Source organism: Pontiella agarivorans, from assembly GCF_034531395.1.
Classification (GTDB): Bacteria; Verrucomicrobiota; Kiritimatiellia; order Kiritimatiellales; family Pontiellaceae; genus Pontiella; species Pontiella agarivorans.
On the sequence record NZ_JARVCO010000010.1, the window covers coordinates 1166104 to 1179888 of the forward strand.

At 59.0% G+C, this 13785-nt stretch carries 10 protein-coding genes; 7 read left to right on the top strand and 3 right to left on the bottom strand.

Annotation, left to right across the window (positions count from 1 at the left end; all coding sequences use genetic code 11):
• Positions 1–21 precede the first annotated feature (21 nt).
• Genes P9H32_RS12345 through dapB form a run of 3 tightly spaced genes read left to right on the top strand, consistent with a single transcriptional unit; the run spans position 22 to position 2141 of the window.
• Positions 22–390 carry a four helix bundle protein gene (locus P9H32_RS12345; protein ID WP_322609203.1) on the top strand — a complete coding sequence of 123 codons (369 nt, stop codon included), beginning with the start codon at positions 22–24 and terminating at the stop codon, positions 388–390.
• Positions 391–450: 60 nt separating this feature from the next.
• Positions 451–1320 carry a 4-hydroxy-tetrahydrodipicolinate synthase gene (gene dapA / locus P9H32_RS12350; RefSeq protein ID WP_322609204.1) on the top strand — a complete coding sequence of 290 codons (870 nt, stop codon included), beginning with the start codon at positions 451–453 and terminating at the stop codon, positions 1318–1320.
• Positions 1320–2141, top strand: a complete 822-nt coding sequence (gene dapB, locus P9H32_RS12355) for a 4-hydroxy-tetrahydrodipicolinate reductase (protein ID WP_322609205.1) — start codon at positions 1320–1322, stop codon at positions 2139–2141. Before dapA ends, dapB begins: the two co-directional genes overlap by 1 nt.
• A 63-nt stretch (positions 2142–2204) precedes the next feature.
• Here dapB and P9H32_RS12360 read toward each other — a convergent pair whose 3' ends face one another.
• A complete protein-coding gene (locus P9H32_RS12360) occupies positions 2205–3164 on the bottom strand; it encodes a formylglycine-generating enzyme family protein (protein ID WP_322609206.1) in 960 nt (319 codons plus the stop codon).
• Between the two features lie 123 nt (positions 3165–3287).
• Between P9H32_RS12360 and P9H32_RS12365 the strand changes: the two genes are divergently transcribed.
• From P9H32_RS12365 to P9H32_RS12375, 3 genes are all read left to right on the top strand, one after another.
• On the top strand, positions 3288–4025 hold the full coding sequence (locus P9H32_RS12365) for a nuclease-related domain-containing protein (protein ID WP_322609207.1): 738 nt from the start codon (positions 3288–3290) through the stop codon (positions 4023–4025).
• A 65-nt stretch (positions 4026–4090) separates the two neighbouring features.
• Positions 4091–4633 carry a DJ-1 family glyoxalase III gene (locus tag P9H32_RS12370; RefSeq protein WP_322609208.1) on the top strand — a complete coding sequence of 181 codons (543 nt, stop codon included), beginning with the start codon at positions 4091–4093 and terminating at the stop codon, positions 4631–4633.
• A 218-nt stretch (positions 4634–4851) separates the two neighbouring features.
• A complete protein-coding gene (locus tag P9H32_RS12375; protein WP_322609209.1) occupies positions 4852–6660 on the top strand; it encodes a chloride channel protein in 1809 nt (602 codons plus the stop codon).
• A gap of 62 nt (positions 6661–6722) precedes the next feature.
• Here P9H32_RS12375 and P9H32_RS12380 read toward each other — a convergent pair whose 3' ends face one another.
• A complete protein-coding gene (locus P9H32_RS12380; RefSeq protein ID WP_322609210.1) occupies positions 6723–10871 on the bottom strand; it encodes a hypothetical protein in 4149 nt (1382 codons plus the stop codon).
• Positions 10872–11182: 311 nt separating this feature from the next.
• On the opposite strand from P9H32_RS12380, the gene P9H32_RS12385 reads away from it, so the two are divergent.
• Entirely contained in the window at positions 11183–12661 is a 1479-nt protein-coding gene (locus tag P9H32_RS12385; protein ID WP_322609211.1) for a S8 family serine peptidase, read from the top strand.
• Between the two features lie 9 nt (positions 12662–12670).
• On the opposite strand, the gene P9H32_RS12390 is transcribed toward P9H32_RS12385, so the two are convergent.
• A complete protein-coding gene (locus P9H32_RS12390) occupies positions 12671–13714 on the bottom strand; it encodes a mechanosensitive ion channel family protein (protein ID WP_322609212.1) in 1044 nt (347 codons plus the stop codon).
• Positions 13715–13785 lie beyond the last annotated feature (71 nt).

Below are 13785 nucleotides of genomic sequence, written 5' to 3' on the forward strand. Positions count from 1 at the left end.
CATTAGGCACCAGTGAATAGCATGGGCGTGGAAATCAGGAGTTTCAGGGATCTGGTGGTATGGCAGAAAGCCATGGATCTTGTTGATGTTGTTTATTCCCTGACTTCTGGTTATCCAAAAGAAGAGCAATATGGGCTGACATCGCAGTTGAGAAGGGCAGCGGTTTCAATTCCAAGTAATATTGCTGAGGGGTATGGTCGTCATTCAACGTCTGATTATACCCGCTTTCTGCAAATAGCTCTCGGATCGTTGAATGAATGTATAACGCAGCTGGAGATCAGTGTTCGCCTCAGGTTCATCGGTAAAGATGGAGTTAAAGAAGCGCTTGAACTTTGCGCTGAAATAGAAAAGATGCTCGTCTCGTTAGTGAAAAAGCTGCGCGTGAAGTAATGGTAATCACTAGAGCCTATCGCCTAGTGCCTATTGCCTCCAACTTTGGAGATTAAGATTATGTTTTTTAGTGGTGTATATACAGCGTTGGTGACCCCCTTCGCGACGGATGGATCGGTAGACTATTCAAAGTTGAAAGAACTGGTGGAATTCAATATCGCCGGTGGGGTTAGCGGGTTGGTTCCGGTGGGTACGACCGGCGAGTCGCCGACGCTGCGTACGGATGAACATTTGCAGGTCATTAAAACCGTGACAGAAACCGCTTCCGGCCGCGTAAAAATTATGGCGGGAACGGGGGCCAACTCCACGGCGGAGGCGATCGAGCTGACGGCGGCGGCCAGGGAATTCGGAGTCGACGGCACGCTGCAGGTGACGCCGTATTATAACAAGCCGAATAGCGCCGGTCTGATTCAGCATTTTTCGGCCGTGGCTGATATCGGGGTGCCGGTGGTGCTTTATAATGTGCCGGGGCGGTCTGCGCTGGAAATTCCGCTGGAGGTGGTGGTCGAGCTGGCGAAGCACGAACATATTGTTTCGGTTAAAGAGGCGGCGGGTTCGGTGCAGCGTGTTACGGATATTAAAAAACTTTGTGATATCGAAGTGCTGTCCGGTGATGATTCGCTGGCACTGCCAATGATTAAGGAGGGTGCGCTCGGCGTTATTTCCGTGGCTTCCAATATCATGCCTGCCGAAGTGTCGGCGCTGGTGAGCGCCGCACTGGATGGTAACTATGAAGAGGCGCAGGCGCTGCATGATCAATATGCAAAGGCTTTTGATGATCTGTTTATTGATACCAATCCGATTCCGATCAAAGCGGCGATGGCGATGAAGGGCCTGATTGAGGAAACCTACCGTCTGCCGATGTGCGCCACGACCGATGAGAACAAAGCGGTGCTGCGGGCAACGCTTGAAGCTGCAGGAGTGTTGTAATGTCAGTAAAAGTTGTAATTCAAGGTGCCTGCGGGCGCATGGGAAAAGCATTGATCCGGTGCATTCTGGAGGAGAAAGTCCAGGGTCTGGAACTGGTCGGTGCCGTGGATCGCCGGGAAGCGGAACAGGGCAAGGATGCAGGCGTGATGGCCGGCTGTAAAGCAGCCGGCGTGAACGTGACGAACCGGCTGGAAGAGGTTGGACCGGATGCGGACGTGATTATTGATTTTTCATCGCATACCGCAACCGCCGGGAATGCCCCGCATATTGCGGAGTGGGGCACCGCCTGGGTGATCGGCACCACCGGCCTGAATGAAGAAGAGCAGGCGGCGGTTCATGCCGCGGCGGAAAAAACACCGGTTGTGCTTTCCGGCAACATGAGCATGGGCATTAACCTGCTCTGCCATCTGGTTGAGCTCGGCGCGCAGTCGCTGAAAGGCAAGGGCTACGATGTGGAAGTGCTGGAAAGTCACCACAATCAGAAAAAGGATTCGCCGAGCGGTACCGCGCTGATGCTGGGTCAGGCCGCCGCCGACGGTTACGGCTGGGATCTGAAAGAAGCGCAGGTTGACGGTCGCAGCGGTATGCCGGGCGAACGTCCTGAAAAAGAGATCGGTTTTCATGCAATCCGCGGCGGCGATATTGTAGGCGACCACACGGTGATGTTTGCCGGAGTCGGTGAATTGCTGGAGCTTTCGCACCGGGCCACCAGCCGTGATGTTTTTGCCATCGGCGCTCTGCAGGCCGCTTTGTGGGTGGCGGGTAAAGAGGCCCGACTGTACACAATGAAAGATGCCATGAAATACGTGCTTGGTATTTGAACGGAGGGGCGTTGTCCCACCAGTTTCAAAAAGGCGTTTCCAAGGATTGGAAGCGCTTTTTTTTTAGAGGTCGCGCGCGCAGCGGAATCCGAGGTTGCCGGTGGAGGAGTCGGGGGTGTTGGAGGTGCGGGCGGCGACGCGGTAGCGGTTGCAGTAGGAGTCGTGGCAGAGGTAGGAGCCGCCCCGGTTTACGCGGCGCTCCCCGCTGTCCGGCCCCACCGGATTTTCGCGCGGACCGCTGATGTGGAAACCGGGGCTCCACCAGTCGAACACCCATTCCCAGACATTACCGGCCATGTTGTAGAGGCCGTATCCGTTGGGCTCGAAGGCATCGACCGGGGCGGTACCGATATAGCCGTCTTCGCCGGAATTGTATTCGGGGAATTTGCCTTGGAAGATGTTGCACATGTGTTTGCCGCCGGGCATGAGTTCATCGCCCCAGACATAGCGTTTTCCTTCAAGTCCTCCGCGGGCGGCATATTCGGTTTCGGCCTCGGTCGGCAGTCGTTTGCCGGCCCAGTCGCAGTAGGCCAGAGCATCGCGGTAGGATACATGGGTGACCGGATGATTTTCCAATCCCTGGAAATCGGAGTCAGGACCAAAGGGGTGGGCCCAGTCGGCTCCTTCGACATTATACCACCATTCCAGGCCCTGAACGGTACGACCAAGCAGGTCGAGTGTTCGTTTCAGGCTGGAGGGAAGTAATAGATGAAAAACGAAGGAGTAGCCGAATTTTTCAGCATCGGTTTTATAGCCGGTGGCATCGACGAACTTTCGGAAGTCATCATTGGTGACCGCGTATCGGTCCATGTAAAAGGGGGCGAGTGTAATCGTACGAATAGGCCCTTCACCGTCGTCGGGATAGCCGATTTCATCGTCAGTGCCCATCAGAAAAGTGCCGCCATCGAGGCGGACCATGCCATCGGTTGAGCCCGTTGAAATTCGCTGAAATGGTTGGCCGAGGTGGCCTTCTTCGCATCCGCACCGTTTTTTGCCGGGGGTACAGCAGCTTCCGTTACCCATGATGTTGTTCCTTTATATTTGAGCTGATCTTCATAGCTTTCCATCCGGTTTCGGGCCAGCAAAAATAAGCTTATTCAGATCCGCGGTTGTCACGTCGGAATGCATCGCCTATGGTTTCGGCATATGGAAACACCGAAGGAATCGCTCAGTGTAAATTATGCCCGGGTCTATGGCAGCCCCGGCGAGGCCCCGCGTGTTCTGGGCCTGCTCCGGGCATTCTGGCCGTTGCTGGTGATCTGCCTGGTGACCGGCTACCTTTTGCGCGCCTGGTTTCCGAAACCCTATCTCAGTGTTTCGATGGTTGGGGTTTTCTTTTTTCTCGTGGCGGTGGCGACCGCGCTTTTGCTGTCGTGGGGAGACCGCCGGCTCGGGAATTTTCTGAAAGGCGCGAAGGGCGAGGAGTGGGTGGCCCACGAACTGGCGTTTCTGTCGGCGGATTATACGGTGTTTAACGGGCTGCGGCTGCGCGGCGGAAAACAGAATTTTGACCACATCATCGTGGCCCCGGCAGGGATCTTTGTGGTGGAGACAAAAAACTGGCGCGGTGCGGTGGAGTTTAAGGATGGGAAGCTGGTTTTTCCGGACGGAAAAGAGCCGTCGCGTCCGCCGCTAAAACAGGTGAAGGCGGCAACGGCGGAACTGGTGAGTTATATTGATGACGCCGGATGCGGGGACCTGCCGGTACACTCGGTACTTTGTTTTCTTGGAACCCGGCTTCCCGAGGATTTGATGAATGTAAACGGTGTTGTGGTCTGTAAAGGTGAGAAACTCACGGATGTGCTGCAGGAAACCTTTGATGAGCCGATTGCCGAACCGCTGCGTAATCTGGTGGTTGATGAGTTGAAGAAAGTCATTGAGTGATGCGTGAAGCGTGAGCCGTGAGCAATCACGATTCACTCGCCGCTCTTCACGAAACGGAGGTAAATATGAACGTACTGGTACCTATTGCCAACGGCTCCGAAGAGATGGAAGCCGTCATTATAATTGATACTTTGCGCCGGGCTGAATTTGAGGTTACGGTTGCGGGACTCACTGCCGGCACGATTGAAGCTTCACGGGGGGTAAAGCTGGTTCCCGATACCACCTGGGAGCTGGTTGATCCCGCCGATTTTGATGTGCTGCTGCTGCCGGGCGGCTTCGGGGGGACGGAAGCTTTTATGGCGCATGCCGGAGTGCAGCAGGCGCTGAAAGATTTTGATGCCGCCGGAAAATGGTTCGGCTGTATCTGCGCTGCGGCGCTGGCGCTGAACGAAGCAGGTGTGCTGGAAGGAAAGAGATTCACCTGCTATCCCGGGGTGGAGCAGAAATTGCCGCCGAATGTGCAGCCGGAACGTGACCCTGTGGTGGTCGACGGCCATCTGATTACCAGTCAGGGCCCGGGTACCGCCTTTGAGTTTGCGCTCAAGGTGATTGCTGAGTGCGGAAGCCCGAACCTTGCCGATGAGGTCCGTGCGGGGCTGTTGCTTTAAAACCGGCTCCGCTTTGCTTTTCCGGGCCGGTCAGAGGCCGGTTCCGATTCTTGACATAAACGCCGGTTTGCTCTACACCTTTCGCCACGAAACCGCTTTTCAGGCCGACTTCTCGGGACGATTGCCCCCATCACCTGAGAAGCGATTTTCTATTCACAGGTGCATTGAACAAAGGGCTTTTTGTGCTCCCACTGCACCGCAGGTTACAGGCCGATTTTGTGACATTATTTAATCAAAGACATCGTATTCTTTTTTCACGTAAACTGCAGCAAAAGACCCGGTCCATACTGTATCGGTTCAAGATCAGCGAAAATACGTTTGCTGTTCTGCTTGCTGTGGTTATCGGGGTGCTCGGAGGGTTGGGAAACTACCTGTTTCGGAAAACGATCGAGTTGATTCACTGGCTGGTGGTTGAACAATCTATGGAATTCTTCGACATTCAGTTGGAGGAGTGGAGCTATCGCCGATTGCTGGTGATCCTGTTTCCCGTGATTGGCGGTTTGCTGATGATCCCGATGTGGTTTTTGTTCGGGAAAGACCTCAAGGGCGGTTTCGCCGGATTCCTGGTCTCGGTTAATTTGAAAGGGGCCAAGCTTCCGTTTCGTCCGTTGTTTACACGCGGTCTGGCGGCGGCCATCACGCTGGGCACCGGTGGAAGTGCGGGTCAGGAGGGGCCGATCGCGGTCATTTGCGGCACCATCGGAAGCCGGTTCGGCCGGCTGTTCAAGCTGCGCGGATCGAAACTCAAGGTGCTGGTTGCCTGCGGTGCGGCTGCGGGGGTTGCCGCCACATTCAACGCACCGATCGCCGGCGTATTTTTCGCGGCCGAGATCGTTCTGCTCTCTTCCTTTGAGGTCACCAGTTTCACCATGATTGTCGTCGCCAGCGGCATTGCCACGGTCGTTTCCCGCGCTTTGCTGGGCAACGGTTCGGAGCTGGTGGCACCGGCTTACGCGATGAGCAGTTTCTGGGAGCTGGGACTCTATCTGCTGCTCGGGATCATGATCGGCGGCCTGGCCGTCGGGTTTATCAATCTCTTTTACCGGATCAAAGACGTCATCGACGGCGTCAAAGTGCCGAAGCTGGTCAAGCCGGTGCTGGGCGGCCTGCTGGTCGGCCTGATCGGTCTGTTCCTGCCGCAGGTTTTCGGAAACGGGTATGAGTTCATGAGCGAGGTGCTCAGCGGGCATTATGCCTGGCACCTGCTGCTGCTGCTCGTGCTGGCCAAAATGGTGGCCACCGGGGTCACCATCGGCTCCGGTCTGCCGGGTGGACTCTTTGCGCCCTGCCTGTTTGTCGGGGCAGTCGCGGGCGGTGCGTTCGGCCATGTGATGGCGACGCTGATGCCGGGCGCCGACATCTCGCCCGGGGCCTATGCACTGGTCGGTATGGGCGCCTTTCTCGCCGCCACAACGCATGCGCCGATGACGGCCATTTTTCTGCTCTTCGAGATCACCGACAGTTATGAAGTCATTATCCCGATCATGCTGACCTGCGTGATCGGCACCGCCATTGCCCGCCACCTGAAGAAAGAGAGCCTGGAAACGGCAGAGCTCAGCCGTCTCGGCATTGATCTGGAAGCGGGCAAAGAGCGGAATATTATGAAAAGCCTGCGGGTCGGCGATGTGATGCAGACGGAGGTTGAAAGCATTCCGGAGAACATGACGCTGGGCCAGTTTGCTGACTTCATTCAGCGGACGCAGCACACGAATTTCCCGCTGGTGAACGGCGCCGGCGAGTTGACCGGCATCATCTCGGTGCAGGATTTCATGGACGTGGTCTTTGAAAAGAACCTGATGGATCTGGTGGTGGTCAAGGAGCTGGCGACCGCGGATGTGATCACGGTTTACGCCGAGGAAAATCTGGATGCGGCGATGCGCCGGATCGGCTACCGCAATATTGAACAGCTTCCGGTCGTCGACCGCGAAACCGGCCGCAAGCTCTACGGCATCATCTCCCGGCACGACATGATCTCGGCCTATAACCGCGCGCTGATGGCCCGCAATATGGTGGAAGAGGACGCCTGATCCTCAGCGGTTGAAATTAATATCGCTGTTTTCCGTTCTGCTTTCCCGTTTCTTTTTCTGTTTCAGGGCGCGGCCGGTTTGACGAGGCGGTAGAACCGACGGTCTTCCCCCGGCACGTAGAAGGGGGAGTAGATGAGTTTCTCTAGATCCGACGTCAGGGGCTCCGCGGCGTAGACGGCATTGGTGAGGCTGAACCAGGTTTCGAGATCGGGGGAGGCTTCAAGCTGTGCCTCCCACCCCTCAGCCGCCGCCAGGAGAGCGCGCTGGAAGGTGAGCGCCGTGATGCCCTGCGCATCCGGTTCGATCGTCAGAGCTGCGTCGGCGGCATCGGCGCTGAACGGATCGGTACCGAAGAAAAACTCCGAGGCCCCGCAGAGGCCGTCGCCGTCGAGATCGCCATCCGGATCCAGCTGATACCAGTCGAGGTAGTCGGCATAGGAATCGATCGTCTCCGCCGGCACGGACTCGAGGGCGTGGTGGGCGATCGGCGTGACGAACACGGGAGCGGCCAGCGGCGTCTCGGCAGTGAGGGTGAGATTGGTGACGATCAGGGGAAGCGTGTCGAAGTAGACGAGCTCGTCGGGGTCTTCCGGATCGGGAGCCGGGACGGCGTGTGAGAAGGTGGACAGGATGCTGCCCGGATACGTCGCGGGGAAGACAAAGTAGGTTCCTGCATCGGGAACGCTTCCGTCGGGATCGGGCTGCGCGCCGGGGGTGCTTTCGTGGAAGCGCATAAGGCCTTCCCACGGGATCTTCATCACCAGACGGGCGTCGGGCGTATTGTCGGTCTGGTCTTCGGCCCCGTACGGCCAAGGGAGGAAAGAACGGGTGGTGCCCACTGCGATCAGTCCGTCGCCGCCGTCGCCGAGCGCGCCGATCTGGTCGTAATGGGGGCCGGCATGAATCGCGAAGCGGGTGACGCCCAGTTTCGCGGTGAGGCGGGCGGTGAACGCGGAGGTGCCGGTGGCAAAGGACGTGCTGCTGTTGTAGATGCCCATTTGTCCCCCGATCCAGAGGGCACCGTCGGCCCAGCGCATGTCGCGGATGATATCGTAGGGCGTTGTTCCGTCGCCCGGCAGCGGATCGATGAGGTCATAGCGGCTGTCGCCGTCGAGGCTCTTGTCGTGGCCGATCAGAATAGAGTCGATGAGGGTGCCGTCGGCATCCAGTTTGGTGACCAGCATGGAGGGCAGGTCGTCGAGGACGGTCACGGCGTGGCTGCCGCCGAGGTAGAGACTGCCGTCCGGCCCCTCCGCGATGGCGTTGTATTGCGGGATGCGCTCGTGCGCCAGAAGAATGGACCAGATCACCGCGCCGGTCTGGCCGTCAATCTTCACCACGAGTCCGTTGTCGGTGCTGTTCACCGTATTGAGGGGCCCTTCGCCGGAGCGGATGTCGGCGTCCGTTGTTCCGATAAAGACGAGGTTGCTGTCGGACGTGACGAGGCAGTCGCTGAGCTCGCAGGAGGAGCCCTCACCGCCGGGCGGGTCGGGGGTGTAGAGCTTGGCCCAGAGGAGGTCTCCATTCCCGTCATATTTAATAACGCTCGGTTTGCGGAAGTCCTGGTGGGTTCTGCTGAGGACATAGTATTCAGGTTCACCGGTGCCGGATTCGCCGCGGACGATGCGGCGGGTATCATTGCCGGTAATGGAGTCGATTTTGTCGGTCACGGCCCAGAGGCGGTTGCCGCTGCTGTCGAAACGCCCCAGGTGAATGCGGGAGAATCCGGCGCTGAGTGCGGTGAATGATCCGTCGGGTTCAGCCACCGCGGAAATGACGGGGGCGGGATAGGTATCGAGGCTCCACTTCAGTTCACCGTCCGGGCCGAACCGGCTGAGGTCGCCGTCGAAGGTTTCTCCGCAGCCGGCGATGAAGTCATCACTGCCGGTCAGGGGAAGAACAAAGGCGCCGATGGCGGAATCGGCGGGGGCGGTTTCGGTCTGGAGGACGCGGGCCCAGCGGGTCTGTTCGCCGGCGAGGGGACGCATGCCGGGATTGTCGGGCAGCGTAACGGCGGCCGCGGCTGCGAGCGCAGCCCCATCGGCTTCGAGGTGGAAAAGCGGCTGCGTGAAGATGGTGCGTTCCACATCGGCGATGGTGATCAGGTTGAACAGGTCGAGCTCGAGGCCGGCGCGGAGGTCGAGGTCGCCGTCGAGCGACCACCAGGGGCTGCTGGCGGGGGCACTGGTGCAGGAGCCGCTGATTTGGATCCCGAAGGTGGGGCCGATTTCGGCGGTGCTGCCGCCGAATGCGATGCCGCATTTGATCTGGGCAGAGAGCCAGGCTTCCACGGCGGCTTCGAGTTGGCGGTAGATGGCCGGAGTGGAGACCTCGGTCGGGAAATCGGTGACTTCGGAATCATAAAAGGGCACGCCGTTTTCAACCCCGGCGTTAAAGGTGACCTGGAGGGAGGAGCTTAGGGGCACGGACAGACCCGAGGGCGCCTGCACAGAAGCCCCCGTTGCGATCGAGATTTCCGGGGTGAGCTGGAATCCGGCGGGGAGCACGATCGAAAAGAGATCGAAGGAGAGGAGCTCTTTCTGCTGCTGAAAGAGCGTATCGCCGGTGTTGTCGGCGGCCCCTTTGGTTTCGACCAGGAGATTGGCCTCTGCATTCACGGTTGCGGTGACCTCGAAGCGCTGAAGGGTGCGGTTCTCGATGTCGAGCGCGACGCTGAACGGTCCCGGAGTGAGGAAGAATGATCCGCTCAGCTCGATCGCATCGCTGATCCTGATGCGGTTGAAATGGATGGGCCGGTGGTTCGGTACGACGGGCCCGCCGGCCTCGTGGGTGGTCTCCAGACCGCTGGGCATGGAGACCATGGCGGTATTTCGGATCGTGCCGTGTTTGACGACATCGGTGAGGGGGACCTGCTGACCGGAGAGGCCGTAGGTCTGGTAGCCCATTTCTCCAATTTCAGAGACGAGGAAGGGCAGGAGACGGTCCACGCCCTGGAACATCTCGAGAACGGGCGTCTGATTGACGATTTTCGGCGGGACGGCGTAGATGCTCTCCTCTTCGATGATGAGCGTGCCGGCGGAAAAAGGCGGCGGTGTACTGTAGGTGAGTGTTTCCGGAATGCTGCCTGTGCTGGACAGTTTGGCGTCGGCGATGAACACGGGATAGAGAAAGACCCAGAGCTCTTTGCCGCTGGTGGTGAAGCGGGAGTGGTTGAGGATGGAGGTGCGGAAGGCGGTGAGATCTGCGGTCGGTACAATCACGGTGAGGTTCTCACCGGTTTCGGGGGCGGTGGTTGCCTGGGCGGGAAGGGTTTCGAACTGCAGCGGAAGGGGATCTGGAACGATGTCGGGGCCGCCGGTGAAGGCGGCGGGAATGTTTACTTCCACGCCGGCCCAGGGGCACAGCGAATCATTCTGCAGGGAGACGGTGATCACGACCTCGGTGGTGCCGTTGCCGAGATCGTTCTCGGACTGAATGGCGGCATTAACGGGAATCAGTTTCGGGGAATCCACGGCATCGGTGCCGATCCGGTCGTCGGTGAATTCGCCAGCCGCCAGTTCCCCGACCTGAAGGTCGTAGGTATAGCTGCTTTCGTAGACGGTGTCGTTGTTGGCGATGGTGCCGTGGATTCGGGCGCGGATGCGGTATTCCCCGGGCGCGAGGATGGCGTAGAGGTCGAACGCGCCGGTTCCGCCATCGACGGTCTCAGGGGCGGCTGTACGGACGGTTTCCCAATGATCGTCGCCGATGTGATGAATGAGGGTGATTTCGGTGAAGAGGTCTTCGCCCAGAATGGTGCCGGTGAGGCGGCAGGGGGTGTTTGGACCGGTCACGGTGAAGGCGCGGATGGACTCGTTGCCCGGATCGTTGCTGAGGATGAAGACCGCGGTGTTGGGAAGCGGCTGATCCAGGCCGTCGCGTGCGTCCATGTGGTAGCGGGTCAGACCGCTTCCGGTGACGCGGTAGTCGACCCCGGTGTCGGTTACGAGGACCGTTTGATTGGAGAGGATAAAGGTGACGTCGGCCTGCACGCCGTCACTGCCGGAGAGGTCTTCCAGCTGGAGCGTATCTTCGATCCACGCGCTGTCGGTGCCGATGTCGTCCGCGCTGAAGGAGACCTCGTACGGCGCTTGGGCGGCATTTCCGGTGATATCGACCTCGGCGGAAGAGGTGCCGTTGGAGATCCCGGCGCGCAGCGGAGCGGTGAAGAGAAACGACAGGAGAAATACGGTAAGGCTTCTGTTGGTCATGTTGATCTCCTTATGTTGAAGAAATGAGCGATTTCTAATGCCTTGAGCGGCCGGATCGCCTGCTCGTTAAGGGGAGCGTAGCTGAAGTCGGGAAGAGGTCAAGCCCTCCCTTGTGAAGTATTAAATGCGTATGGTTGATACATATTTTCTTTTTCGAGCGTGGTCCGAAGGCGCCTCATCTTGACAAAAAAACCGGGGTCCATTACACGTGTCGCTATGAACGTGTCCTCCCCTGCGAACCTCACCGAGCGTTTGTTTCTTCGGCCTGAACAGCCGTTTTTCATTTCGTTTCCCGGCCCGGGATGTCCGGTATGACGGTCCGGTATTTTATCGCCGTTATGATTTCGCTGTGCCTGCTTCGGTCGGTCGCGGCCGCGGATTTTTCGGCAAAAATAGATCCGCAGGTCCGGGCCCGTTTCGGGAAAGCGGAGTCCGTCCGTGTAACCATCCTGTGCCGCACGCAGCTGCTCGAGCCCCCGGATGGATTCGGGCGGTTCTGTGCGGACCACGAATCGCGCGGCCGGACGGAGTTGCGCGCGGCGGTGATTACCCGGCTGAAAGCGATCGCGGAAAACGGCGAACAGGATGCCGTGCTCAAAGCCGCGGACCGGGCGAATGCGGAGCGGCACTGGATCGTCAATGCCGTTACGGTGCAGCTCCCGCGGCGCACGATTGAAAAAATCGCCGCGCTGGATGAGGTGAAATATGTCTATCGGGGGTTCGCCGGATTACCCCCGAAAAGGTCCGGCCGCCTCTCGGAAGCAGTGGTGCCGGCGGAACGCGAGCCGTTCAGCGTGAAGGGCCGCAATGTGCCGTGGAACCTCGAAGCCATCGGGGCGCCGCGTGTCTGGGCCCGGAAAAAGAATGCCGGTGAGGGTGTGGTGGTGGCGATGCTCGAAGGCGGCGTGGATTATACCCATCCGGACCTGCGGCGGAACCTCTGGACCAACCCGGGCGAAACGCCCGGCAATGGAATAGATGACGATGGTAACGGGCTGGTCGACGATTATTACGGCTATAATTTCAGAACCGGTTCCTGCGAAGTCGGCGCCCTCACGGCGAAGCATCATCATGGCACCGTGACGTCGGGCATTGTGGCGGGTGACGGTTCCGGTGGGACGATTACGGGCGTCGCACCGCGGGCGCGGCTGATGCTGCTGGCGGGTGCCGGTGTCTATGCCTATCAATATGCTCTGGAGCACGGGGCGGATGTTCTGAGCATGTCATTCAGCATTCCCGGCCTGGGTGACGGGCGCGGATTGTGGCGGCTGATGTCGGAGCATGCGGTCTGTGCGGGGCTGGTGCTGGTTTCCGGTTGCGGAAATTTTCAGCAGTCGGCGGAGATTCCGGAACAGATTCGTATTCCGGAAGGGATTCCCTGTGTTATCGGCGCGGGCGGAGTGGACCGGTCGCTGAAGGTGCCGGGGTTCTGCTCGCTGGGTCCCGTAGAGTGGGGGACGGTAAAGTTCTATGGCGATCATCCGCTGCCGGAGGGCCTGATTAAACCCGATGTCTGTGCATTTCCCGGCCCCGGTTATCCGCAGCTCGGGCCTGCCGGCGAAGATTATGGCAGCCAGCGCCGCGGCAACTCATTCAGCGGTCCGCATATTGCGGGAGTGGCGGCGCTGATGCTCTCCGCCGCACCGGAGCTGCAGGCGTGGCGGATTCAGGAATTGATGGAGGCGACCGCGAAGGATACGGGACCTGCCGGCAAGGACTGCCGCACCGGCGCGGGTCTGATTGATGCCTGGGCCGCGGTTTCTGCGGCAGAGGCCGCTGCTAAAGAATAGTCCTGCCGATCAGGGGGTTTCGTTTTCGGGCGCTTTTTTCAGTGCGTCCAGGCGTTCGGTGCCGGCCTGAATCTGTGCTTTCAGCACTTTTTTTTCTTCGCCCTCGGCGGACTTGGCCTGCAGCTGCAAATCTTCAATGTGGTTGAGCAGGGTTTCTTTTTCGGTTTCCTGCTGCGCGGCTTCTTCGGCTTTGTCGAAAATAATATCCTCGGCGGCGGGGGCGGCCGACGGGGTATCGGCGGTGATGGACGGGGGCACGGCTTTCTGCTCATCGCCGAGCCGGCGCTGGTTCATATAGGCAGGGGACATGATTTCAATATTTTCGCCGTGTAGGGTGTCGAGGATGGCCTCGTGCAGGCGGGATTTGGCCGTGATCATACCCTTCACTTCTTCGAGCACACCGGACACCCGGTATGAAATCGAAAAGTTGCCCAGTTCGATAATGTGAATAAACGGATCTTTCAATCCGCTGCGCCCGGCGGCCCGGCCCAGCAGGTCTTGAATGCGCGTATGGTCGAGTTCGTATCCCAGGGAGAGCGTGGCCGAAACAATGGCTCCGGCGCTGTGCGTGGTAGCCACCGGATGGCGGACCAATACGGCATTGGGAATGGCAATCAGTTCGCGGGTTTCGGACTGAATTTCCGTGTCAAACAGGCCCAGCTCGGATACCCGGCCGAAGTGGTCCTGCACCCGGATGAAATCGCCGATGCGGAAGGGACGCGTTATGCGCAGCAGAAAACCGGCAATCAGGTTGGTCATGGCCGACGACGAGGAAAAGGCGATGGTCCCGGAGAGCAGAATGCCCAGCAGGCCGATCAGCTGATTGCGGGCTGATTCGCTGACGGGCAGCACCAGGATGATGCCGATGGTGCAGAACAGAATCACCAGCAGCATGGCGATCTGCCGGGGGAAGAGACGGGCCTGTTCCATATTCTTTTTCCGGCCCAGCAGCAACCAGTGCGCTCCGGCAATGATTCCGCCCGCCACAACGAAAGCCACGGCCATGGCCGCCAGTGTAAACAGATTGTCCTGAAGATATTCCCATCCGCGCATAACAGCCTCCACCTGAATCCTGAGCATCCAACGTACATAGTGGCACGGGATGCTGCAGGGGTCAAACTATG